Source organism: Streptomyces sp. PL-29 (assembly GCF_058344425.1).
Genome location: NZ_CP136996.1, coordinates 5,609,121 through 5,631,220 on the forward strand (window position 1 = coordinate 5,609,121; position 22,100 = coordinate 5,631,220).

Genomic DNA, 22,100 nt, shown 5'->3' on the forward strand with positions numbered 1-22,100 from the left:
CCGGGAACCGGGATCAGACGAGCTTGGCGCTCAGGGTGATCGTCGTACCGGTCAGGGCCTGGCTCACCGGGCAGTTCTTCTTGGCGTCCTCGGCGGCGGCGAGGAAGGCGGCCTCGTCCACACCCGGGACCGTGCCCTCGACGGACAGGTGGATACCGGTGATGCCCTCACCCGGCTGGAAGGTGACGTCGGCCTTGGTCTCCAGCCGGCTGGGCGGGGTTCCGGCGCCCGCCAGGGCGTGCGAGAGCGCCATCGAGTAGCAGCTGGAGTGGGCGGCGGCGATCAGCTCTTCCGGGCTGGTCTTGCCGTTCGCGGCCTCGGCGCGCGCGGGCCAGGAGACGTCGTACGAACCGATGCCCGAGGAGTCGAGGCTGACGACGCCCTTGCCCTTCAGCAGGTCGCCTTCCCAGACGGTGTGCGCGTGACGCGTGGTGGCCATGGTGATCCCTTCGCAGAGGTGGGGAAACGGCCGGGCTCCCGAGAAGGGGGCCCGGCGTCCCCAAACCTACTGGGACACCAGGGGTTTCGCGTCGCGCGCCAGCGCGGTGAGCCGTGATATGGCGCGGAAGTACTTCTTGCGATAACCGCCGTTCAGCATGTCATCGCTGAACAGCTTGTCGAAGGGGACCCCGGAGGCCAGGACCGGGACCTCGCGGTCGTACAGCCGGTCGGCCAGTACCACCAGCCGCAGCGCGGTGGACTGGTCCGGCACCGGGCCGACGCCGGTCAGGCAGACGGCCGTGATCCCGTCGGTCAGTGCGCCGTACCGGCTCGGGTGCACCCGGGCCAGGTGTTCCAGCAGGCCGGGGAAGTCGTCCAGGCTCGCGCCATCGGTCGCGTAGGCGGCCTTGGCGACCTGCTCGTCGGAGAACGGTGCCGGGGCCTCGGGCAGGCCGCGGTGGCGGTAGTCCTGGCCGTCGATCCGCAGGGGCCGGAAGTGCGCCGACAGCCCCTGGATCTCCCGCAGGAAGTCCGCGGCGGCGAAGCGGCCCTCGCCGAGCTTGCCGGGCAGTGTGTTGGAGGTGGCGGCCAGCGCCACGCCCTGCTCGACGAGACGGCTGAGCAGCGAGGACACCAGCACCGTGTCGCCGGGGTCGTCCAGCTCGAACTCGTCGATGCACAGGAGCCTGTGCCCGCCCAGGGTCTGCACGGTCTGCTGGAAGCCGAGCGCGCCCACGAGGTTGGTGAGCTCGACGAAGGTGCCGAAGGCCTTGAGCGCGGGCTCGGCCGGGGTGGCGTGCCACAGGGAGGCGAGCAGATGGGTCTTGCCGACACCGTAGCCGCCGTCGAGGTAGACCCCGCGGGGCGCGGCGGGAGCCGCCGGCTTCCTGGAGAACCAGCGCTTCCTGCCGGAGCCGCTCGCGTGCGCCCCGCCCAGGCCCGCGGCGAAGCCGCTCAGCACGGTGACGGCCTCGGCCTGGCTCGGCTGGGCCGGATCGGGGTTGTAGGTGTCGAAACGGACGGAGTCGAACCGCGGCGGCGGCACCATCTCGGCCACCAGCCGCTCGGCGGGAACCCGCGGCTCGCGCGCGCACAGGGCCTGCGGCCCGGCGTCGGCTATCGGGGGCCGGCCGGAGGTGTAACCGGAGGTGGGGAGAGATGTCGACACAGCCCTTAACTCTACGGGGCGTGGCACACTGCACCGATGCGACGCCTGTTCCCTGTGACCGATCAGACACCAGACCAGAGCCAGGACGGGACGGACCGGGAGTGGTCGCTCGACGAGCTCGCGGACGCCTACGCCTACCCCGCCCTCGCGGCGGACGGCCGCTGGCTGAGGGCCAACATGGTCTCCACCCTGGACGGCGCCGCCCAGCACGACGGCCGCTCCCAGCCCATCTCCGGCGAGACCGACATGCGGATCTTCGGCACCCTGCGGGCGCTGGCGGATGTGGTGGTCGTCGGCGCGGAAACGGTTCGCCAAGAGGGCTACCGCCCGGCCCGTGCCCGGGAGGCCTTCGCGGCCCGCCGCGAAGCCGCCGGGCAGGGCCCGGCCCCCGCCATCGCCGTGGTCACCGCGAGCATGGACCTGGACTTCTCCCTTCCCCTCTTCAGCTCACCGCTGGTGCCGACCCTGGTGGTCACCGGCGCCGCGGCGCCGCCCGGCCGGGTGGCCGAGGCGCAGGCCGCCGGCGCCGAGGTGGTGGTGGCCGGCGAGGGTGCGGCCGTGGACGCGGCCCGGGCCGTGCGGGAGCTCGCCGGGCGCGGGCTGCGCCGCCAGCTCACCGAGGGCGGGCCCCGGCTGCTGGGCCAGTTCGTGGCGGCCGACGTGCTGGACGAGCTGTGCCTGACGATCTCCCCGACGCTCACGGCGGGCGGCGCCCAGCGCATCACCGGGGGCCCTGCCGTCACGGTTCCGCACCGGCTCGCGCCCGCCTGCGTACTGGAGGAGGCCGGGTTCCTGTTCACGAGCTACCGTCGGATCTGACAAGGGGCGGAATTTCCCGTTCCGCTTTGCTTCCGCTGGGCACATATACCTGCGCAGGCCCCGTGCGACAGCGGGGCAGGATGGTTTCCGCAGGGGCCGGCCGACCGGCCTCGGCCCATGAAGGAGAGGGCGTCCGTGTTCACGAGCGTATTGATGATCGAGCAGCCGCTGACCACGGTGGACGTGGACTTCGTCACCAGCCTCCACGGAGACGACCCGGTCTCCTTCGTCGTCCTCATGCAGCCCCGGGGCGACCAGGACCGACTGCTGCGCGCCATCGACGACGTAGCGCTCGGTGAGCTCCCGGAAGCCATCCGCGAGGGCGACGAACCCGAGGGCGAGGACGCGCTCGGCCCCGCCGCGCACGCCCTCGCGCACTCCCTGAACGCCCTGCGCCAGAAGGGCGCCAAGGCCGTCGGGCAGATCGTCGAGAAACATCCGCTCGACAAACTGCAGGCCGTCGTGGACGAGACCGGGGCCGACGAGGTGATCGTCCTGACCTCCCCGCACTTCGTGGAGGAGTTCTTCCACCGGGACTGGGCCTCCCGGGCGCGCCACAAAGTCGGCGTTCCCGTGCTCAAGCTCTTCGCCCACAACGAATAGGCTTGGGCCCAGAGCCCGACACGTACAAGCACCGCACTCGATCCTGGAGCGACCTGAATGAAGCCCGGCCTGCCGACCGCCATGGAACGGCCCCACTTCATCGGCATCGGCGGCGCCGGAATGTCCGGCATCGCAAAGATCCTGGCCCAGCGCGGAGGAAAGGTCGCGGGCAGCGACGCCCGCGGCGACTCCGACACCGCCGAGGCGCTGCGCGCCCACGGCGTCACGGTCCACGGCGGACACGCGGCCGACCACCTCGCCGCCGACTCCACCTGCGTGGTCGTCTCCAGCGCCATCCGCGCCGACAACCCCGAGCTGGCCCGCGCCGCCGAGCTGGGGATCCCCGTCGTGCACCGCTCCGACGCCCTCGCCGCGCTGATGGACGGACTGCGCCCGATCGCCGTCGCCGGTACGCACGGCAAGACCACCACCACCTCGATGCTGGCGGTCTCCCTCGCGGCCCTGGGCCTTGACCCCTCGTACGCCATCGGCGGCGATCTGGACGCCCCCGGCTCCAACGCCCATCACGGCGAGGGCGACATCTTCGTGGCCGAGGCCGACGAGAGCGACCGCTCGTTCCACACGTACGCCCCGCAGGTCGCCATCATCCTCAACGCGGAGCTCGACCACCACGCGAACTACGCGTCGATCGAGGAGATCTACGAGTCCTTCGAGACCTTCGTCGGCAAGATCGTGCCCGGCGGCACCCTGGTCGTCGCGCACGGCCAGGAGGGCGCCGCCGAGATCGCCCGCCGGGTCGCGGGCAGGGAGGGCCTGACCGTCGTCACGTACGGAGAGGAGGAGGGAGCCGACGTCCGGATCGCCAAGATCACTCCGCGTGGTCTGACCAGCGAGGTCACCGTCGTCCTGGACGGCCGGATGCTCACCTTCACCGTCTCCGTCCCCGGCCGCCACTACGCGCACAACGCCGTCGCGGCCCTCGCCGCGGGCGTGGCCCTCGGCATCCCCGCGCACAACCTGGCCTCCGCGCTCGGCAAGTACACCGGCGTCAAGCGCCGCCTCCAGCTCAAGGGCGAGGCCGCCGGCGTGCAGGTCATCGACTCCTACGCGCACCACCCGACCGAGATGAACGCCGACCTGGAGGCCATCCGCGGAGCCGCCGGAGACTCCCGCATCCTGGTCGTCTTCCAGCCGCACCTCTTCTCCCGCACCCAGGAACTGGGCAAGGAGATGGGCCAGGCCCTGGCCCTCGCCGACGCCTCCGTCGTCCTGGACATCTACCCCGCCCGCGAGGACCCGATCCCCGGCGTCACCAGTGAGATCATCATCGCGGCGGCGCGGGCCGCGGGCGCCGACGTCGCCGCCGAGCACGACAAGAGCGCCGTCGCCGACGTCGTCGCGGGAATGGCCAAGCCCGGCGATCTCGTTCTCACGATGGGCGCGGGCGATGTCACGGACCTCGGTCCGGCCATCCTGGCCCGCCTGTCGAGCTGACGGAACGAGGGAGCGGAAGAGTCATGTCGTACGAGGTCGAGAAGACGGACGAGCAGTGGCAGGCGGAGCTGACCCCGTCCGAATACCAGGTGCTGCGCCTCGCCGGCACCGAGCCGGCCTTCCGCGGTGAGTACACCGACACCAAGACGGAGGGCGTCTACTCCTGCCGAGGCTGCGGGGCCGAGCTGTTCCGCTCCTCGGAGAAGTTCGCGTCGCACTGCGGCTGGCCGTCCTTCTTCGACCCGAAGGACAGCGACGCCGTCGAACTGCTCGCCGACACCTCGCACGGCATGGTCCGTACCGAGGTCCGCTGCGCGAAGTGCGGCTCCCACCTGGGGCACGTCTTCGAGGGCGAGGGCTACCCGACGCCCACGGACCAGCGCTACTGCATCAACAGCATCTCGCTGCGGCTGACACCAAACGAGGGCTGACAGGCGCGGCCGCCGTAGTCGACCGCGCCCGAGATGACTTGAGCCCCGGACACCGATGGTTTCCGGGGCTCTCGTGTTGCTAAGCGACCTGTGCGCCCGGGCGTTTGAAGACCTGGCGCCCGTGCCACAGGACGAACTTCGGGTCGATGGTGGGCCGTCCGGGCCTGGGCGCTGACACCGGCTGGCCGTGGAGGGCGTCGACGGCCTGTCCTGAACGGCTCCGTGCCACGTACAGCTGGGAGACCTGGATGCGCAGGTCGGGCAGGAGCCCCAGCACTCCGAGGTCGAAGAGGGAGTGGTGGAGGGAGCACAGGGCCAGCCCGTTGTTCACCTCGTCCGGGCCGTCCTGGCTGTGCCAGCGCACGTGGGCGGCCTCCAGCCCCACGGGATTCCTGCCCAGTGCGCCATCGAACCCGCAGAAGGCGCAGGCGTACGCGTATGCCTGCAGTACCTCCTCCGCGAAGCCGGCGCGCCGTGCGCGCCGCTTCCGCTGTTCCGGCACGTAAGCGGTCTCGTCGAGGGCTGTCAGGTCCAGGCCGACGGCGTCGCAGATGGACGCCTCCAGCGCGGTGGTGAAGTGCTGCTCCAGCAGCAGGCGGGCCGCGGCCGCGAGCGTGCCCGAGTCGGTGAGCAACGTCTCCACATCGGGTCGCAGTCGCCCGTGGGCTCCCCGGGATCGCAGCCAGCTGCCCCGCTCCGGGGCGTCCGGAGTGATGGTGCGGTCGTCGCTATCGCGTGGTTCCCACAGCCCTCGCTCCAGGTGCACGAAGGGCATCGCAGCGCGCTCGCGCGCCCGAGTGGGGCTCGTCACGGCAGGCCCGAAGTCGTTGATCAGCCGACTGACGGGCTCTTCTGCTTCGTCGTACGCGACCGCGGTGCTGCCCGAGGCGGCGAACCGACCCAGGAGCCAGAGCACGAGCAGTGGTTTGTGCGGGGCTCGCCGCCCACCTATCTGTGCCCGGCGCAGCCCGGACAGCGCGCTCATCAGTTCATCTCGTGTCACGGGGTCCGTACACTCCGTCGCTGTCGGTCGGGGGAAGACCACCGTAGCCCGGGCCTTCGGGCCCGGCGGGGCGAGCCAACGCGACTTCAGTGTTCGGCTCTCCGGCGCGTGTGCCGTGCAGGCGGAGTGGTGAGGATGGCGGCAAGGGCAGGATTCGAACCTACGTCCACCCGGAGATCGAGCCGGGCGCTCCTCCGCAGAGCTTCCTCGCCGCCGCCCCGATTCTCGTCAAGCGCGGACGTCCCGGGCAACTGATTTGCGGCCCGGGGCGGTCGGAACGTCAGATCCATTCCTCGGCGGCGGCTCGCTTGCCCCGGCCCGAGAACACGCCGGTGGACCGCAGGGCGCTCGCCATCAGAGGATCGGCCACGGCCACGCCGTGCACCAGCTCCGGCGTACGGCTGAAACGGACGGCCTGCGCGGCCGGCCGGGGCGCCGTCCAGCCGCCGGCCACCGGGTCAACACCGTTGCGCTTGCAGGCCGCCTCGACCAGTGAGCGGGGGCAGTCCTTCTCGCCCCGCAGGACCTCCCACGGCCGGGGCAGTTCCGCCCACACGTAGGTGTCCGGATGCAGTCCGCCACCGCTCCTGCGGTGCCAGTAGGCCACGTCGGCTGCCATCAGCCGGGGCACCTTGCCCGGGCACACGCGGTCCAAAAACTCCTCCTGGCCCAGCTCCGTCAACAGCGCGAACCAGTGCGCGCGGGCGGTGCTCCAGGCCTGTGCAGCCTGGTTCCACGTCGACGAGTCGTCGCCACGCCGCACGATCATGCTCGCGGCTTCGATACGGGAGCGGTTCCAGGCGTCCTCCAGCAGCTCGGCCACGGTCCGCAGGAAGCCGTTCCAGCGGACCAGGAGCCGGGTTAGCTCCTCGTCGGAGAGGTGCCCCAACACCTCGGCGGTGGGGTGGACGTGTGCGACGGCGTACCAGTTCGCCCGCCCGGGCGCCGCGCGCAGCCGTCGGAAGAGAGCGTCGGCGATCTCGTCGTACGGGCGGCGCTGCGTGCCGTTGGTGAAGATGCTGCGCATGTTCGCGCGGGCTGTGAGGTAGGCGATGAAGGCCGCGGAGTCCGGGTCGGCGGCGAACAGCTCGTACGGCAGGGTGTGTGCGAGCGCGCCCTTGCCGGTCATGGTGACCTCGCGGCGGCACTGCTCGTGGATGAGCCGGGCCAGCTTGGCCTCCATCCGGCGCAGCAGCCGGAAGCGCTTGTTGTACTGGCGTTTGGAGACCTCGCCGATGCCGGCTTCGGCGCGCTCGGCCCGGTTCAGCCGGTCGAGGCCGAAGTCGTTCTCCCCGTACTGCCGGTGGATTTCCTCGCCGGCCCGGCGGATCACGGCCTCGATCTCCGCGGGATCGTCTCCGGCTCCCCCGGGGATTCCGGGCATGGACGCGAACAGCGCCCCGGCTCGGGCGAGCTGGCGTTGCGCGCCGACGGGTCGGGCGAAGTCCTCGAGCATGGAGGTGTAGCCGTGCCACAGCCTGTGCAGCGAATGCTCGGCGGCCTTCTCCAGGGCGCCGGCGGTGGCGGGGTCGAGGGCGACCTCTCGGGCAGCGAACAGGTCCTGGATCAGCTGGGCTATGTCCTCGGGGCGTTTGCGGAGCCCGAGCGAGGCGTGCAGCTCGCGCAGCAGCTGCTCGGCATAGTGCGACGGCATGCGCCACACCTTGCCAGCGCCCGCACGGGACCTCCACCGGATAATCGGCGGTCTTTCCTTCCGTCATTCGCCTAGCCTTTTGCCATGGCAGGCAGAAACCTCACTTATCGGTTCGTTGACGGCGAGCGCATACCCGGGACCTGGCGGCACGCCTTCATCTGCAACGGCTCCTCCTACTTCCTGACGGACCTCCTGATCTACGCCGACGGGCTGATTGACTGCTGGGGACTGGTCACGCTGGACGAGTTCGCCGAGAAGCTCCGGACGGGGTGGGTCGCGACGGAGCTGGAGGAGGGGGCGGAAGCCTCCGCGCACCATGTGGGCGGGTGGAGGTTCGCGGACGTCCACTAAGAACGCACTTGAGGCGCGGAGCCTGGCGCAGGACGCCCCTCGGCGGGCGCAGTGGGACGAAGCCCGCCCAGCCGTGATGGCACGGCTACTCCGAGCCAAGTACACGCAGAACCCCGCGCTTGCCGAGGAGCTGCTCGGCACGGGGGATGCCACGCTGCTCTACACCGATATGGGATCTCCCGGGTATTGGGGCCAGCACGGCCGGGCAGGGCTCAACTGGATGGGGCGACTCCTTGAGCTCGTCCGGGCCGAACTCCTCGCTGACCGTGCCGGCCTCACACCCTGATGGGACGGGTTGAGGCGTCCGGACGCCGGAGAAGTGTGAATCGCCAGGGATGACGGCTGGCCGTCCTTCTTCGACCCGAAGGGCAGCGACGCCGTCGAACTGCTCGCCGACACCTCGCACGGCATGGTCCGTACCGAGGTCCGCTGCGCGAAGTGCGGCTCCCACCTGGGGCACGTCTTCGAGGGCGAGGGCTACCCGACGCCCACGGACCAGCGCTACTGCATCAACAGCATCTCGCTGCGGCTGACCCCCGCCGCGGACGCGGCTGACCCTCAGGACGCATCAGGGGCGCCCAGGACCGACCGGGGCCGCCCAGGACATCGGTGGGCCCTCCCGGACCTGAGCGGACCGGGAGGGCCCACACTCCTGTCCGCGGGATGCCGTGAGGGATCCGGGCTCCGCACGGGCCCGGGCGGTCGCGTGCTCAGCCGCTGCACTGGGTCAGTTCGCCGCCCTGGCGGACGCTGTACTGGCCGGGCGGCACGTTCATGACCTGGAACCCGCCGTTCTGGGCGATCTCGACCGTCCCGCCGAAGCCGGCCGACCCGTACACGTAGGCAGGGCCCGGGGTGAAGCCGCCGCCGGACAGGTGCACCTTCCCGTTCTCCAGGACCCCGGAGGTCGAACACGTCGCGGCCGGGACGGCGGCCGGCGTGGTCTGCGGTATCGCCGCGAGGGCGGCGGGGGCGGCGGCGAACGAGGCGGCCGCCAAGGGGCCGAGGATGAGGAGCCGTGTGCGCCGGTTCATGAGCCTTCCTTAACCAGGGGGAATCGAGAGGAATCGGGAGGCCGCGGACCGCGGGGCGCGGGCCGCGGGCACCGCTCTTCCATCGTCACCCCGCCCCCGGCCCGGTGCGACCGGAGGGGCGGCTGGCCGGAATCGGGCCGCCCTGATGTCGGGGACGTCGCGGTTCGATTCCGATCCGGTCTCTGGCCTGGGACGATCCAACGGAGATAGCACGGTCGGCCGGTGAAGACACCTATCCGATTCCTCCGTCTGTCTGGTTATGATCGGCCCCTCACATCCCGTCACCACCACACCGGTTGTGACAGTCCCCTCCGCAGTGCCGTGCCCGGTCCGGCCGTTCGGCCACCCCCGACGTCCCCACGCCCCCGCTCCCGAGGACCGATGTCTCCCATAGAACCCGAAGGCGCAAGAGGACGGCCGATGCCGCGTCGCTGGCGCACCGTGCGCCTGCGCACCCTCCTCATCTGGCTGGCAGTGGTTCCCACCGTGGCGATGGGCACCCAAGTCACGGTGACCGCACAACGGTTGCTGGAGCAGTCGGCCCAACTGCGGGCCGACGTGGAGGCCGCCGAGCGGGTCGGAGCCCCGCTCTACACCCTGATGGTCGACATGCAGGCGGAGCGCACGGCGACCGCCTCCTTGTGGGCGGGCACCGCCGGGTCCGAGGGGGAGCTGCGCGTACGGCGCGCCGCCACGGACTCCGCCGCGGCCGAGTTCCGCGCGCTGGCCGACGATCCCTCACGGTCCTTCACGGAAGTGACCCGGCCGCTCGACAAACTGGCCGCCTACCGCCAGCGCGCCGACACCCGCAGCGGTGCCGCCGACAGCACCCTCGCCTACTACTCCGACGTCATCGGCAAGGTCATCCAGGTCTACCAGCAGGAATTCAGCCACGCGGAGGACGCCGAACTCGCCCAGGCGAGCCGCCCCGTGGTCTCGATGCTCCAGGCCACCGAGATGGTGGCCCGCGAGGACACCGTCCTGGCCCTCGCCGGGCCGTCCGGGGAACTGGGCTTCGTCGGCTACGACCAGTTCGTCAGCTCCCTGGGAGCCCAGCGCTACCTGCACGAAGCTCTGATCGTGCCGCATCTGACGGCGCGGGACGAGCGGTTCTACGAGCGGGTCGTCGGCTCCGAGGACTGGCAGGCGAAGACGCGCATCGAGAACGCCGTCCTCTCCGGGCACAAGGACACCGTCTCGGGTGTCAAACTCCCCGGCGAGGTGGCCGACTGGTCGTCCGCGCACTCCAACTTCTCCGTGCAGATGACCACGCTCAACATCGACCTGGCGCGCTCGGTGCTCGCCCGCGGCGAGGCCAAGGCCGCAGAACTGCAGGCCGAGGTCGCCTGGCTGATAGCCGGCAGCGGCGGCGGGCTCCTCGCCGTCGTCATCGTGGTCGTGCTCACCACCCGGTCGGTCCTGCGCCGCCTGGACGACCTGCACGAACGCACCGTGACCGTGGCCGAGGAGACCCTCCCCGAGGTCGTCGCCCGGCTCCAGCACGGACAGAGCGTGGACCCGGAGGTCCTGCCGGCCGTGAGCGGGGACCGGGACGAGGTCGGACGCATCAGCGACGCCTTCGCCCGGGCCGTCGCCGTGTCGGTGGACGGACACCGCCGGCTCGCCGCCGAGCGCCACGGGTTCGGCCTGTTCGCCTCGGGCATCGCCTCCCGCACCGGAAACCTCGTCAGTCGCCAGCTGAGCCTCACCGAGGACCTCCAGGACGCCTTCGGCCACGACGAGGCACTGCTCGCCCAGCTGATGCGGTCCGACCAGCTGACCGTCGGCATGCGGCGGCAGATCGAGAACCTGCTGATCCTGGCGGGCGGCGAGGTCCCCGACCCGCACACCGAGCCCATGCGCGTCGCCGACCTGCTGCGCGAAGCCGCCGCGGAGGTCGAGGACTTCCGCCGCATCGAGCGGCAGGCCCTGGATGAGACCAGTGTGGAACCGGGCGCCATCAGTCAGATCAGCCACCTGCTGGCCGAGCTGCTCGACAACGCCACCCGGTTCTCCCCGCCGAAGTCCAAGGTGGTCATCCGCGCCGAACTGGTGGCGGACGGCCTGTCCGTCGAGATCGAGGACCGCGGCCCGCGGGTCTCCCCGGAGCGGTACGAGGAGATGAACGGGCGCCTGCACCAGGCCCCGCCGTACTCCGTCCTCGCGCAGAACGCCCACCGCCTCGGCCTCTTCGTCGTGGGCCACCTCGCCGACCAGCTCGGAGCCACGGTCACCCTGCGCCGCTCGGTGTACGGGGGCACCTGCGCCGTGGTGATCCTGCCCGCGCACCTGCTGCTCCCGAGCGAGGGGGAGACCCCGAGTGAGGGCGCCGGCAGCCGACCCGCCTCCCCTGCCGAGGTGCCCGCCCCGGCGGCGGCCCCCGGGTCCGCTCCGGCCCCGTCGGACCCCGTACCGGTCCGCTCCGACGAGCCCGCCACCAGGACCGCGCCCGGCACCGAGCACGAGCAGGGGACCGAGCAGGAGCCCGAGCCCGAGCCGGTGCCCGAGCCGGTGGCGCACACCAGCGCCGGACTGCCCAGCCGCCGCACCAGGACGCCGCGGCACGCACCCGCCACCGCCCTCGCGGACCGGCCCGCCCCGGCGACCGCCCCGACGCGGCCGGCCCTCCCCGAGCGGGTCCCGCAGACCCACATAGCCGACCAACTGCGCGCGCCCCACGCGCCGGAAGCACCGGTCCCCCAGGACACCGCGACGCCCGAAGAGGTCGCCGACGCCTGGGCGGACTACGAACAGGGGACCCAGACAGTGGAAGAAGAGCTCCGACGGGATCAGCCATGACCACCTCATCGAACACCGCGGCATCCAACGACGCGATCTACAGCGTCCTCGACAACAACCTGAGCAGGATCGCCGGCATCCAGGGCGCCGTGCTCCTGTCCAACGACGGCATCAGGCTCAGCGACTACCTTCTGGACCAGCCCCAGGCCGAGCGCATGGCGGCCGCCGCCTCCGGCATCGCCTCCACGATGAAGGCGATATCCCGGGAGATCGACGGTGGCCGCGTCATCCGCCAGCTCGTCGAGATGGACGACAGGTACCTCTGCATCGTCGGGTGCGGCGAGGGCAGCACGCTCATCGTGGTGACCTCCCGCAAGGCGCGCCTCGGCGAGCTCGGCGGCGAGGCCGTACGCACCGCGCAGGCGCTCGGCGAATGGCTGGGCACCCCCGAGCGCGGCCAGGCACCGAACGCGTAATGCCGCAGGACGAGCCGCCGCAGCCCGCGCGCCGCCGCCGTACGCGGCTGTACGCCCTCACCGACGGACGTACGGCCGCCGAGCACACCGTCCTGACCATGGACACCACCATCACGGCGGCGGTCGCCGGTGACGCGCACGGGGGACTGCCCACCGAGTGGCAGGAGATCCTCGTCATGTGCGCGCCGCCGGGCGGGCGCGCGGTCGCGGAGATCGCGGCGCGGATGAACATCCGCCTCACACCGATGACGCTGCTCCTCGGCGAACTCGCCGACCGCGGGCTGATCAGCCACCGGCCGCCCCTGGCGGCGTCCGACACCACCGATGTCAACCTGCTCATGAGAATCAGGGACAACCTTGCCCGGATATGACACGCCCGCCCCGCCCTCCTCCCGGGAACCGGCCCCGGTCAAGATCCTCATCGCCGGCGGCTTCGGGGTCGGCAAGACCACCCTGGTGCAGACGATTTCCGAGATCGAGCCGCTGCGGACGGAAGAACGGCTGACAGCGGCCGGCGTCGGCGTCGACGACCTCGACGGCATCGAGTCCAAGACCCTCACCACCGTTGCGATGGACTTCGGCCGGATCACCCTCACCGACGCCGGAGTCGTCCTCTACCTGTTCGGCACGCCGGGCCAGGAACGCTTCTGGTTCATGTGGGACGACCTGCTCGGCGGTGCCCTCGGGGCGATCGTCCTGGTCGACACCCGGCGCCTGGACCGCAGCTTCCCGGCCATCGACTTCTTCGAGAGCCGCGGCCTGCCCTTCGTGGTCGGCGCGAACTGCTTCCACGGCGAACAGCCCTACACCGCAGAGGAGATCGCGGCAGCGCTGCACCTCCGCGACCCGGACACCCCCGTCCTGATGCTCGACGCCCGCTCCCGCACGGACGTCCGCGCCTGCCTGCTCGCCCTGCTCGACGTGCTCATCGACAAGGCGCAACAGCCCCCGGCCGCCGTCACCGGCTGACCGCCACCGGGGGCGCGAGGCCGGGACGCCGCTCCGGCAGCGGCGGGCCGCCGGGCGGGCGGCGCGGTGCCGCTGGAACGCCGTCCGTTCTCCAGGTGTACGGCGTGGTGTCACGGGGGCATCTCCGGCCGGTACCCGAGGGCCGCTGTCCTTGGGGCGCCCCTCGACTCCCCCTCACACCAGAGGTCGACACCCCATGGCAGAACTCGACCGCCGCAGGTTCCTGCAGATAGCCGGTGGCACCGCCGCCTTCGCGATGCTGAACGACAGCATCGCGCGGGCCGCCGCCATCCCGGCGCAGGGCACCACCGGAACGATCCAGGACATCGAGCACATCGTCGTCCTCATGCAGGAGAACCGGTCCTTCGACCACTACTTCGGCGCGATGAAGGGGGTCCGCGGCTTCGGCGACCCGCGGCCGGTGCTCCACGACAACGGCACGTCGGTCTTCCATCAGCCGAACGGGACCAAGGACGTCCTGCCGTTCCACCCGCAGGTGGAAGACCTCGGCATGCAGTTCCTGACCGGCCTGAACCACGACTGGGCCGGCGGCCAGTACGCCTACAACAAGGGCAAGTACAACCAGTGGATCCCGGCCAAGACGGCCACGACCATGTCGTACATGACGCGGAACGACATCCCGTTCCACTACGCCCTCGCCGACGCCTTCACGGTGTGCGACGCCTACCACTGCTCCGTCATCGGCGCCACGGACCCCAACCGCTACTACCTCTGGTCGGGTCACACGGGCAACGACGGCAAGGGCGGCGGCCCGGTCCTCGGCAACCAGGAGGCCGGCTACGGCTGGACCACCTACCCCGAGCGCCTGGAGGCGGCCGGGATCTCCTGGAAGGTCTACCAGGACATCGGCGACGGTCTGGACGCCGCCGGCTCCTGGGGCTGGATCAACGACGCCTTCCGCGGGAACTACGGCGACAACTCGCTGCTGTACTTCAACAGTTACCGCAGTGCCCGGCCCGGCAGCCCCCTGTACGAGAAGGCCCGCACCGGCACCGACGTCAAGGCGGGCGAGGGCTACTTCGACCGACTGCGTGCCGACGTGGTGAACGGCACCCTGCCGCAGGTGTCCTGGATCGCCGCCCCCGAGGCGTTCAGCGAACACTCCAACTGGCCGACGAACTTCGGCGCCTGGTACATCTCGCAGGTCCTGGACGCGCTCACGGCGAACCCGGCGGTGTGGGCGAAGACCGCCCTGTTCCTCACCTACGACGAGAACGACGGCTTCTTCGACCACGTCGTCCCGCCCTACCCGCCGGCCTCCGCCGCCTGGGGCCTGTCCACCGCCGACGTGTCGAAGGACCTCTACCCGGGCGGCGGCGGTTACACGGCCGGCCCGTACGGGCTCGGCCCGCGCGTCCCGATGATCGTGGTCTCCCCCTGGAGCAAGGGCGGCTACGTCTGCTCCGAAACCTTCGACCACACCTCGGTGATCCGTTTCATGGAGAAGCGCTTCGGGGTGCAGGAACCGAACATCTCCCCGTGGCGCCGCGCCGTCTGCGGCGACCTGACCTCGGCCTTCGACTTCACCCGGGCCGACACCGCCCCCGCCGCGCTGCCGTCCACGGCCGCGTACGTCCCGGCGGACCGGGACCGGCACCCCTCCTACCACCCGACGCCCCCGCCACCGGCACCCTGCCGCCGCAGGAGGCAGGGTCCAAGCCCACCCGCGCGCTCGGCTACGCCCCGTACGTGGACGGCGCCCGCACCGTCTCCACCGGCAAGTTCACCTTGACCTTCGCCTCCGGACCGACCCTCGGCGCCCACTTCCACAGCACCTCGGGCCATCGCACGGACGGCCCCTGGCCCTACACGGTGGAGGCCGGCAGGACGCTCTCGGACACCTGGTCCACCAGCAGTTCCAGCGGTCACCGGATCGACCTGACGGTATGGGGCCCCAACGGTTTCCTGCGCACCTTCAAGGGCCCCGCGAAGAAGGCCGGGCCCGAGGTCACGGCCCGCCATGTGAGCGCCACCGGCGACCTGGCGCTGACGATGACCAACTCCGGCACGGCCGCGGTCAACCTCACCGTGGCCAACGCCTACGGCGGGGCGGCCCAGACCTTCCGGATCGCGGCCGGCGGTACGGTCACCCACACCGTGAACCTCGGTGCGACCGGCCGCTGGTACGACGTCGAGGTCGTCTCCGACCTCGACACCACCTTCCTGCGGCGCTTCGCCGGGCACGTGGAGACCGGCGACCCCGGCGTCTCCGACCCGGCGATCAGGACCGCCTGATCCGGTCCGGCGGCGCCTGCGGCTGCCGCGCCCCGGGACCGCCGGACCAACGAAAAACCCCCGGGGTACGAGGAGACCTCGTACCCCGGGGGATCAGGGTGAGTGACGGGACTTGAACCCGCGGCCACCTGGACCACAACCAGGTGCTCTACCAACTGAGCTACACCCACCACGAGGGGCGGCGGACCGCCCGTCGATGTGCATGCACAGCATAGCCGATCTGCGGGGTGGTCCTGCGACGCGTTATCCGTCCGCCCGGCTCGCGGGCGGCCGCGTCGAGTTCCAACCGCGGCGGCCGGCGGCGTGCCGGGCGGCCGCGACGGCGAGTGCCCTGATGATCGGGTGGGGCCTGCTGCCGTCGCCCTCCAGCTCCGGCTGGAAGAGCGTGGCCAGGAAGAAGGGGTGCCCGGGCAGCTCCGCGATGCGCACCTGGCCGTCCTCGTCGTGCCCCGACAGCCGCAGCCCGTGCGCGGTCAGGGTCGGCAGGTGCCGCGGAGCGGGCCCGTAGGTGCAGTGGTAGCGCTCCGTGGACCGCTCCGCGCCGAGCGCGGCTTCGGCGAGCGACCCGGGCTCGGCCCGTACCAGGCCCTCGTGCCCGACGAGCGAGCAGGCGAGCGGGGCGATCAGCAGGTCCTGCGCCCCGGGGTCGTTCTCGGCGTGCGCGACGTCGGCCAGCCCGCAGACCGACCGGGCGTACTCCAGGAGGGTGTGCTGGAAGCCGCCGCAGGTCCCGAGGAAGGGGATGCCCTTCTCGCGGGCCACCCGGATCGCGGCCAGCGCCCCGGCCTCGCTGGCGTACGGGCTGCCCGGCAGCACCCACACGGCGTCGAAGCGCGCCAGGTTCCCGGCGGCCGCCTCGGCCGCGGCGTCGCCGGTGGGGATCCAGTAGGCGTCGAGGACCAGCCCGTCGCGGGTGGCGAGGGCGTCGAGGAGGACCGGGATCCGGGTGTGGGACTTCACGTGCGGGGAGCGGTCGCCGACGAGGGCGATCCGCGCCACCCCGGTGCCCGTGAGGGCCGCGGTGCCTGCGGTGTGTTCGGAGTGTTCGGAGTGTGCGGTGTGTGCGGTGGTCATGCAGATCATCGTGTGGCCGCCGCCTGCTTCAGCGCCAACGATTGTTCCTGCACCTGCGATAAGTGATCCTGATGGCCATGGACCCGCACCTGCTGCGTACCTTCGTCGCCGTGGCCCGGCTCGCCTCCTTCTCCGGAGCCGCCCGCGAGCTGGGCTACACCCAGTCCGCCGTCTCCCAGCACATCGCCGCACTGGAAGGCGACCTGCGGGCGGAGCTCCTCACCCGCCGCCCCGTCGCACCGACCCCGGCCGGCGTGCGGCTGCTGGAGCATGCCGGCCCGCTGCTGCTGCGGCTCGATGCCGCCCGGGCCGACGTGCTGCGGCTGGCCGCCGCCCCGCCCGGGCACGTCACGCTCGCCGCCTCCCCGCTCGCCGTCGGCCCCCGGCTGCTCGCCGCCCTGCCCGCCACCGGGGTCACCCTGCGCGTGCTGCCCCCGGCCGAGGTGCCCGCCGCCGTGGCCACCGGCGGCTGCGACCTCGGACTGGTCGACGGCCCGGCCGCGCCGAGCGATCCGCTGCGGCTGCCCGACGTGGCACCGCTCACCGTGAAGGGCGTGGCGGAGGAGGAACTGGCCGTGCTGCTGCCCGGGGGACACCCCTTCGCCGGACGGGCCGCCGTCCGGCTGGACGACCTCGGCGACGCCCGCTGGATCGACGCCCCCGGCGTCGGCCTGCCGCTCACCGCCGCCCGTGCCTCCGTCCGCTACGAGGGCACCGACCTGCTCGCCCTCTGCGCCCTGGCCGTCGCCGGGCACGGTCTCGCACTGCTCCCGCGTCGCGTCGCCGAGGCCGCCGGCGCAGGGGTCGCCGTACCGCTGTCCGCCCCGCGACTGGTGCACCGTACGGAACTGCTCTCGCCCGGCGCCCCGACCGGCGCGGCCGCCGCTCTGGCCGCACGGCTCACGGCAGGATCCCCCGTATGACCGATGACATCGCCGACACCGACACCGACACCGACACCGACACCGACACCGACGCCGACGCCGACGCCGACGCCGGCACCGCGGGCCCGGCGCCCTTCACCACGGCCGACTACGCCGCCCGTATGGCCGCAGCCGCGCGGAGCGCAGCGCAGGCGGGGCTCGCCGGGCTGCTGATCGCCGCCGGCCCCGACCTCGCCCACCTCACCGGATACCGCCCGACCGCCGAGACCGAACGGCTGACCCTCCTCATCCTCGCCGCCGGCAAGGACCCGGTGCTCGTCGTGCCCGCCCTGGAGGCCCCCGACGCGGCACGGGCGCCCGGAGCCGGTGCGCTGACCCTGCGCGACTGGGCCGACGGGAAGGACCCCTACGCCCTGGCCGCCCCGCTGCTGGACCCCCGCGGCCGCTTCGGGGTGAGCGACAACACCTGGGCCCTGCATCTCCTCGGACTCCAGAGGCAGTTGCCGAACAGCTCCTACACATCGCTCACCGATTGCCTGCCCATGCTCCGCGCCGTGAAGGACGCGCGGGAGCTGGAGCGCCTCGCCGCGGCCGGAGCAGCCGCCGACGCCGCCTACGCGCAGATCCTCCACCTCCCCTTCGCCGGCCGCCGGGAGACGGAGGTCGCCGCCGACCTGGCCGCCCTGCTGCGCACGCACGGCCACTCCCAGGTCGACTTCACCGTCGTCGGCTCCGGCCCCAACGGCGCCGACCCGCACCACGAGGCCGGCGAGCGCGTCATCCGCCACGGCGACATGGTGGTTCTCGACTTCGGCGGTCTGCGCTTCGGCTACGGCTCGGACCTCTCCCGCACCGTGCACGTGGGCGAGCCCACCGCCGAGGAGCAGCGGGTCCACGATGTCGTCCGGGAGGCCCAGCAGGCGGCTTTCGCGGCGGTCCGGCCCGGTGTCCCCTGCCAGGAGGTGGACCGGGCGGCGCGTGCGGTGATCACCGGATTCGGGTACGGGGACCGCTTCATCCACCGCACCGGCCATGGCATCGGCGTCACCACCCACGAGCCGCCGTACATGGTCGAGGGCGAGGAGCAGCCCCTGGTGCCGGGCATGTGCTTCTCGGTGGAGCCGGGCGTCTACCTGCCGGGCCGGTTCGGCGTGCGCATCGAGGACATCGTGACCGTCACCGAGGACGGCGGGCGCCGCCTGAACGGCGCCCCGCGCGAACTGGCCGTCGTGGAGTAGCCCTTCGCTCAGGGGCCGAGCACCGCCGCCGACTCGCCGGGGAGGTGGATCCGTCCGTCCGGGCCGGGGTGTCCGAGCGGCTCCCACGACGCCAGCACGCGTACTCCGTTGCGGCCGAGCGCGATCGTCACGGGCTCGGCGGAGAGGTTCACGGCCACCCGTACGTCGCCCCGCCGGAAGGTCAGCCAGCGCCGCTCCTCGTCGTGGGCGACCCGGACCGCCGCCAGGTCCGGGTCGCGCAGGTCCGGGTGGGTGCGGCGGAGTGCGACCAGGGTGCGGTACCAGTCCAGCAGGCGGGCGTGGACCGGCTGTTCGGGCTCCGACCAGTCCAGGCAGGAACGGTCCCGGGTGGCCGGGTCCTGTGGGTCGGGAATCTCCTCGGCCTTCCAGCCGTGCGCCGCGAACTCCCGGCGCCGGCCGTCCCGTACGGCCTCGGCGAGCCCCGGATCGGGGTGGTCGGTGAAGTACTGCCACGGGGTGCGGGCACCCCACTCCTCGCCCATGAACAGCATCGGCACGAAGGGCCCGGTCAGCGCCACCGTCGCCGCGCAGGCCAGCAGCCCGGGGGAGAGCGACGCCGAGAGCCGGTCGCCGAGCGCCCGGTTGCCGATCTGGTCGTGGGTCTGGGAGTAGCCGACGAACCGGTGGGCCGGGGTCCGGCGGTGGTCCACCGGCCGGCCGTGTGTGCGGCCCCGGAAGGAGGACCAGGTCCCGTCGTGGAAGAAGACCCGGGTCAGGGTCTTGGCCAGGGCGGCCAGCGGTGCCTCGGCGAAGTCGGCGTAATACGCCCGGGATTCACCGGTCAGCGCGCAGTGCAGGGCGTGGTGGAAGTCGTCGTTCCACTGGGCGTTCAGACCCAGGCCCCCGGCGGCGCGGGGGGTGGTGGTGCGCGGGTCGCACCGGTCGGACTCGGCGATCAGGAACAGCGGCCGGCCGGTCTCCGCGGCGAGCGCGTCCACGGCCGCGGACAGCTCTTCCAGAAAGGTCAGCGCACGTCCGTCGGCCAGCGCGTGGACGGCGTCCAGCCGCAGCCCGTCGATGCCGTAGTCGCGCAGCCAGGCCAGTGCGCTGCCGGTGAGGTACGCGCGCACCTCGTCGGAGCCGGGCGCGTCGAGGTTCACCGCGGCGCCCCACGGGGTGTGGTGGGTGTCGGTGAAGTACGGGCCGAAGGCGGGCAGGTGGTTGCCGGAGGGTCCGAGGTGGTTGTGTACGACGTCGAGGACCACGCCGAGCCCGGCCGCGTGCGCGGCTGCCGTGAACCGGGCCAGGCCCGCCGGGCCGCCGTACGGCTCGTGCACCGACCAGGGCGCGACCCCGTCGTAGCCCCAGCCGTGCCGGCCGGAGAAGGAGCACACCGGCATCAGCTCGACGTGCGTGACGCCGAGGGAGACGAGGTGGCCGAGGCGGGCCGCGGCCGCGTCGAAGGTGCCCTCGGAGGTGAAGGTGCCGATGTGGAGCTCGTACAGGACGGCGTCCTGGAGCGGGAGGGGCTGCGGGCCGGCCGGTGCGGACTGCGGGGCCAGGGCATCGAGGTCGACGACGGCCGACAGCCCGTCGGGGCCGTCCGGCAGCCGCCGGCCGCGCGGATCGGGCCGCGGGAGGGTGTCCCCGTCCAGGAGGAAGCCGTAGCGGCTGCCGTCCCCGGCGGGCGCCTGTACCGTCCACCAGCCGTCCCGCTCCCGATCGGGTGCCATGTCGTACGTCACGTCGTCGAGTCGCAGTGCGACCCGGCCCGTCAGCGGTGCCCACACCTCGAACTGCACGGGCGGTCCCCTCGTCTGTCGGCGGCGTCCAGCGTGCTCATCGTGCCCATCATTCCGCCGCTGGCGGGGGAGTTCTGGACACTCGGCCCCCGACGGGCCGACAATCACCCTGTGACGTCGAGTTTCGAACTTCCTGCCTTCCCCGCGCCGCGGCTGTCGGACGCCGAGCGAGACTGTGCGCTGGGCCAGCTCAGGGAGGGCGCGGCGCTCGGCAAGCTGTCCCACGACACCTTCATACGCCGCATGGAACTCGCCCTGGTGGCCCGCCGTTCCGAGGACCTCGCGGTCCTCACTTCCGACCTCGGGTCCGGGGAGGCCGCCGAAAGCCCTTGGATCCGTCGGCTGTTCGGCTGGGTGGGGCGGGTCTCGGCGGTGTCCGCCGGGGTTCGTCGCGCCTGGAACGCCGAGCGGCTGCCCAAGCTGCTGCTGCCGCATCCGAGCGCGGCGGCCCTGCGGATCGGCCGCGACCCCAACAACGGGCTGCGGCTCAGCCACGAGACCGTCTCCCGCGCGCACGCGGAACTGAGCCTGCGCGACGGGGTGTGGGTGCTCACGGACCTCGGCTCCACCAACGGGACGAGTGTCAACGGGCGCCGGGTGACCGGCTCCGCGGTCGTCCGGGACGGGGACCAGGTCAGCTTCGGGAACATGACCTTCCGCCTCTCGGCGGGCTGAGCCCCGGACCCGGGAGCCCTCCCGGGTCCGGCCTGCCCGGCCCACGGGCGGGGGCTCGCGCCGGGCGGGCGTCGGGCAGGGGGCGGGTTCAGGCGAGGGCGAGGAAGAGCTTTTCGAGTTCTTCCTCGGACATCGGGGCCTGGCTCGCGTCGGCGTCGGCCATGCACTGGCGCATGCCGCTGGCGACGATTTTGAAGCCCGCGCGGTCGAGGGCTTTGGAGACGGCGGCGAGCTGGGTGACGACGTCCTTGCAGTCGCGCCCGGCTTCGATCATGGCGATGACTCCGGCGAGCTGGCCCTGTGCGCGGCGCAGCCGGTTGAGGACTGCGCTGACGGCTTCTTCGTCGACTTTCACCGGTGCCTCCTGGGCTTGTGCTCGATCACTCCATGGTACCCCAGGGGGTATGGGTGGGTGGTGGGGTCAGCCGCGGAGGGAGGCGAGGGCGGCTTCGAGGTCGCCCTGGCGGGGGCGGTTGTGGGGGAGTTTGGCGAGGAGGGCCGCCATGCCGCAGGTGTTGGTGAGGGCGGAGAAGACCAGGCCGCCGGCGATGCCTGCGGAGGCGAGGCGGAAGGCGGGCCGCAGGCGGCCGAGGGCGAGGCCGGTCAGGACGACGGCGCCGGCGGTGAAGCGGACCTGGCGTTCCATGGCCCAGGTGCTGCGGCTGCTTTCGGGATGGTGGAGGGGGTGGCCGCCGTCGGCCCAGGCGGTGGTGCCGCCCGCGAGGGTGGCGGTGGTGACGCCGGCGTCGGCGAGGGTCCTGCAGGCGCTCTCGGAGCGGGCGCCGGAGGCGCAGACGACCAGGATGTCGCCGCGTTCGGCGGCCTTGCGGATGTCGGGCAGGGCGCCGGTGAGGTGGTCGAGGGGGATGTTGAGGGCGCCGGGAAGGTGTCCGGTGGCGTATTCGCCGGGGGTGCGGACGTCGAGGACGACCAGTTCGTGGAGGCGGCTGTGGGCCTGGTGGGCGTCGAGGGCGCGGGGATGGGGCATGGTGCGGTGTTCCGTCCTTGTGTGGGGGGTGGGGGGACATGGGGGGCGTGGTGCGGTCGGAGGGTCGAGCCCCGGTGCG

At 72.3% G+C, this 22,100-nt stretch carries 21 protein-coding genes, 2 tRNA genes and 3 pseudogenes; 15 read left to right on the forward strand and 11 right to left on the reverse strand.

The window, feature by feature from the left end:
* Positions 1-13 precede the first annotated feature (13 nt).
* Both R4Z63_RS25755 and zapE read right to left on the reverse strand, forming a co-directional pair.
* Positions 14-439, reverse strand: a complete 426-nt coding sequence (locus R4Z63_RS25755; protein WP_037915319.1) for an OsmC family peroxiredoxin — start codon at positions 437-439, stop codon at positions 14-16.
* Between the two features lie 66 nt (positions 440-505).
* Positions 506-1,561 (reverse strand): cell division protein ZapE, encoded by a 1,056-nt coding sequence (zapE, locus tag R4Z63_RS25760; protein WP_384451360.1) that lies wholly within the window; start codon positions 1,559-1,561, stop codon positions 506-508.
* A gap of 84 nt (positions 1,562-1,645) precedes the next feature.
* Between zapE and R4Z63_RS25765 the strand changes: the two genes are divergently transcribed.
* From R4Z63_RS25765 to msrB, 4 genes are all read left to right on the forward strand, one after another.
* Positions 1,646-2,428, forward strand: a complete 783-nt coding sequence (locus R4Z63_RS25765) for a pyrimidine reductase family protein (RefSeq protein WP_037915324.1) — start codon at positions 1,646-1,648, stop codon at positions 2,426-2,428.
* Between the two features lie 135 nt (positions 2,429-2,563).
* Positions 2,564-3,031 (forward strand): hypothetical protein, encoded by a 468-nt coding sequence (locus tag R4Z63_RS25770; RefSeq protein ID WP_037915327.1) that lies wholly within the window; start codon positions 2,564-2,566, stop codon positions 3,029-3,031.
* A gap of 57 nt (positions 3,032-3,088) precedes the next feature.
* Positions 3,089-4,486 (forward strand): UDP-N-acetylmuramate--L-alanine ligase, encoded by a 1,398-nt coding sequence (gene murC / locus R4Z63_RS25775; RefSeq protein WP_384451341.1) that lies wholly within the window; start codon positions 3,089-3,091, stop codon positions 4,484-4,486.
* 23 nt (positions 4,487-4,509) lie between these two features.
* Entirely contained in the window at positions 4,510-4,917 is a 408-nt protein-coding gene (gene msrB, locus R4Z63_RS25780) for a peptide-methionine (R)-S-oxide reductase MsrB (protein WP_384451338.1), read from the forward strand.
* Positions 4,918-4,996: 79 nt separating this feature from the next.
* Here the strand turns inward: msrB and R4Z63_RS25785 are convergent, their stop codons facing one another.
* The 3 genes from R4Z63_RS25785 to R4Z63_RS25795 form a co-directional block, all read right to left on the reverse strand.
* The gene (locus tag R4Z63_RS25785) at positions 4,997-5,920 is read right to left on the reverse strand and encodes a phosphorothioated DNA-binding restriction endonuclease (protein WP_384451335.1); all 924 of its coding nucleotides are present in this window, start codon (positions 5,918-5,920) and stop codon (positions 4,997-4,999) included.
* A 136-nt stretch (positions 5,921-6,056) separates the two neighbouring features.
* A tRNA-Ser gene (locus R4Z63_RS25790) sits at positions 6,057-6,132 on the reverse strand.
* Positions 6,133-6,200: 68 nt separating this feature from the next.
* A complete protein-coding gene (locus R4Z63_RS25795) occupies positions 6,201-7,574 on the reverse strand; it encodes a hypothetical protein (RefSeq protein ID WP_384451332.1) in 1,374 nt (457 codons plus the stop codon).
* 84 nt (positions 7,575-7,658) lie between these two features.
* Between R4Z63_RS25795 and R4Z63_RS25800 the strand changes: the two are divergent.
* The 3 genes and pseudogenes from R4Z63_RS25800 to R4Z63_RS25810 form a co-directional block, all read left to right on the forward strand.
* Positions 7,659-7,916, forward strand: a pseudogene (locus R4Z63_RS25800) (DUF7638 domain-containing protein); the annotation flags it as partial.
* Complete coding sequence (locus R4Z63_RS25805) at positions 7,891-8,211, forward strand: NADAR family protein (RefSeq protein ID WP_384451326.1); 321 nt, start codon at positions 7,891-7,893, stop codon at positions 8,209-8,211. The pseudogene R4Z63_RS25800 and the gene R4Z63_RS25805, both read left to right, overlap by 26 nt.
* Before the next feature lie 54 nt (positions 8,212-8,265).
* Positions 8,266-8,466: pseudogene (locus R4Z63_RS25810) on the forward strand (peptide-methionine (R)-S-oxide reductase); the annotation flags it as partial.
* Positions 8,467-8,635: 169 nt separating this feature from the next.
* Here R4Z63_RS25810 and R4Z63_RS25815 read toward each other — a convergent pair.
* Complete coding sequence (locus R4Z63_RS25815) at positions 8,636-8,959, reverse strand: hypothetical protein (RefSeq protein WP_384451324.1); 324 nt, start codon at positions 8,957-8,959, stop codon at positions 8,636-8,638.
* Between the two features lie 420 nt (positions 8,960-9,379).
* Here R4Z63_RS25815 and R4Z63_RS25820 point away from each other — a divergent pair, with 420 nt between their 5' ends.
* From R4Z63_RS25820 to R4Z63_RS25840, 5 genes and pseudogenes are all read left to right on the forward strand, one after another.
* Positions 9,380-11,758 (forward strand): sensor histidine kinase, encoded by a 2,379-nt coding sequence (locus R4Z63_RS25820; RefSeq protein ID WP_491522598.1) that lies wholly within the window; start codon positions 9,380-9,382, stop codon positions 11,756-11,758.
* A complete protein-coding gene (locus R4Z63_RS25825) occupies positions 11,755-12,174 on the forward strand; it encodes a roadblock/LC7 domain-containing protein (RefSeq protein ID WP_037915341.1) in 420 nt (139 codons plus the stop codon). The genes R4Z63_RS25820 and R4Z63_RS25825 overlap by 4 nt, the downstream gene beginning before the upstream one ends.
* Positions 12,174-12,545, forward strand: coding sequence for a DUF742 domain-containing protein (locus R4Z63_RS25830; protein ID WP_384451318.1), 372 nt, complete (start codon positions 12,174-12,176; stop codon positions 12,543-12,545). The genes R4Z63_RS25825 and R4Z63_RS25830 overlap by 1 nt, the downstream gene beginning before the upstream one ends.
* Entirely contained in the window at positions 12,532-13,143 is a 612-nt protein-coding gene (locus R4Z63_RS25835) for a GTP-binding protein (protein WP_384451315.1), read from the forward strand. Before R4Z63_RS25830 ends, R4Z63_RS25835 begins: the two co-directional genes overlap by 14 nt.
* A gap of 196 nt (positions 13,144-13,339) precedes the next feature.
* A pseudogene (locus tag R4Z63_RS25840) lies at positions 13,340-15,399 on the forward strand (phosphocholine-specific phospholipase C).
* A 97-nt stretch (positions 15,400-15,496) separates the two neighbouring features.
* Here R4Z63_RS25840 and R4Z63_RS25845 read toward each other — a convergent pair.
* Positions 15,497-15,569, reverse strand: a tRNA-His gene (locus R4Z63_RS25845).
* Between the two features lie 73 nt (positions 15,570-15,642).
* On the reverse strand, positions 15,643-16,473 hold the full coding sequence (locus R4Z63_RS25850) for a CTP synthase C-terminal region-related (seleno)protein (RefSeq protein WP_384451313.1): 831 nt from the start codon (positions 16,471-16,473) through the stop codon (positions 15,643-15,645).
* Between the two features lie 77 nt (positions 16,474-16,550).
* Here R4Z63_RS25850 and R4Z63_RS25855 point away from each other — a divergent pair, with 77 nt between their 5' ends.
* Positions 16,551-17,396, forward strand: a complete 846-nt coding sequence (locus tag R4Z63_RS25855; RefSeq protein WP_384451310.1) for a LysR family transcriptional regulator — start codon at positions 16,551-16,553, stop codon at positions 17,394-17,396.
* A 122-nt stretch (positions 17,397-17,518) separates the two neighbouring features.
* On the forward strand, positions 17,519-18,595 hold the full coding sequence (locus R4Z63_RS25860) for an aminopeptidase P family protein (RefSeq protein WP_384451357.1): 1,077 nt from the start codon (positions 17,519-17,521) through the stop codon (positions 18,593-18,595).
* 8 nt (positions 18,596-18,603) lie between these two features.
* Here R4Z63_RS25860 and treZ read toward each other — a convergent pair whose 3' ends face one another.
* On the reverse strand, positions 18,604-20,358 hold the full coding sequence (treZ, locus tag R4Z63_RS25865) for a malto-oligosyltrehalose trehalohydrolase (protein ID WP_384451307.1): 1,755 nt from the start codon (positions 20,356-20,358) through the stop codon (positions 18,604-18,606).
* Between the two features lie 111 nt (positions 20,359-20,469).
* On the opposite strand from treZ, the gene R4Z63_RS25870 reads away from it, so the two are divergent.
* Complete coding sequence (locus tag R4Z63_RS25870; protein WP_384451304.1) at positions 20,470-21,033, forward strand: DUF1707 and FHA domain-containing protein; 564 nt, start codon at positions 20,470-20,472, stop codon at positions 21,031-21,033.
* Between the two features lie 88 nt (positions 21,034-21,121).
* Here R4Z63_RS25870 and R4Z63_RS25875 read toward each other — a convergent pair whose 3' ends face one another.
* Together R4Z63_RS25875 and R4Z63_RS25880 are read right to left on the reverse strand one after the other, a co-directional pair.
* On the reverse strand, positions 21,122-21,388 hold the full coding sequence (locus R4Z63_RS25875; RefSeq protein ID WP_037915354.1) for a metal-sensitive transcriptional regulator: 267 nt from the start codon (positions 21,386-21,388) through the stop codon (positions 21,122-21,124).
* 66 nt (positions 21,389-21,454) lie between these two features.
* Positions 21,455-22,021, reverse strand: a complete 567-nt coding sequence (locus R4Z63_RS25880) for a rhodanese-like domain-containing protein (RefSeq protein WP_384451301.1) — start codon at positions 22,019-22,021, stop codon at positions 21,455-21,457.
* Positions 22,022-22,100: the final 79 nt, after the last annotated feature.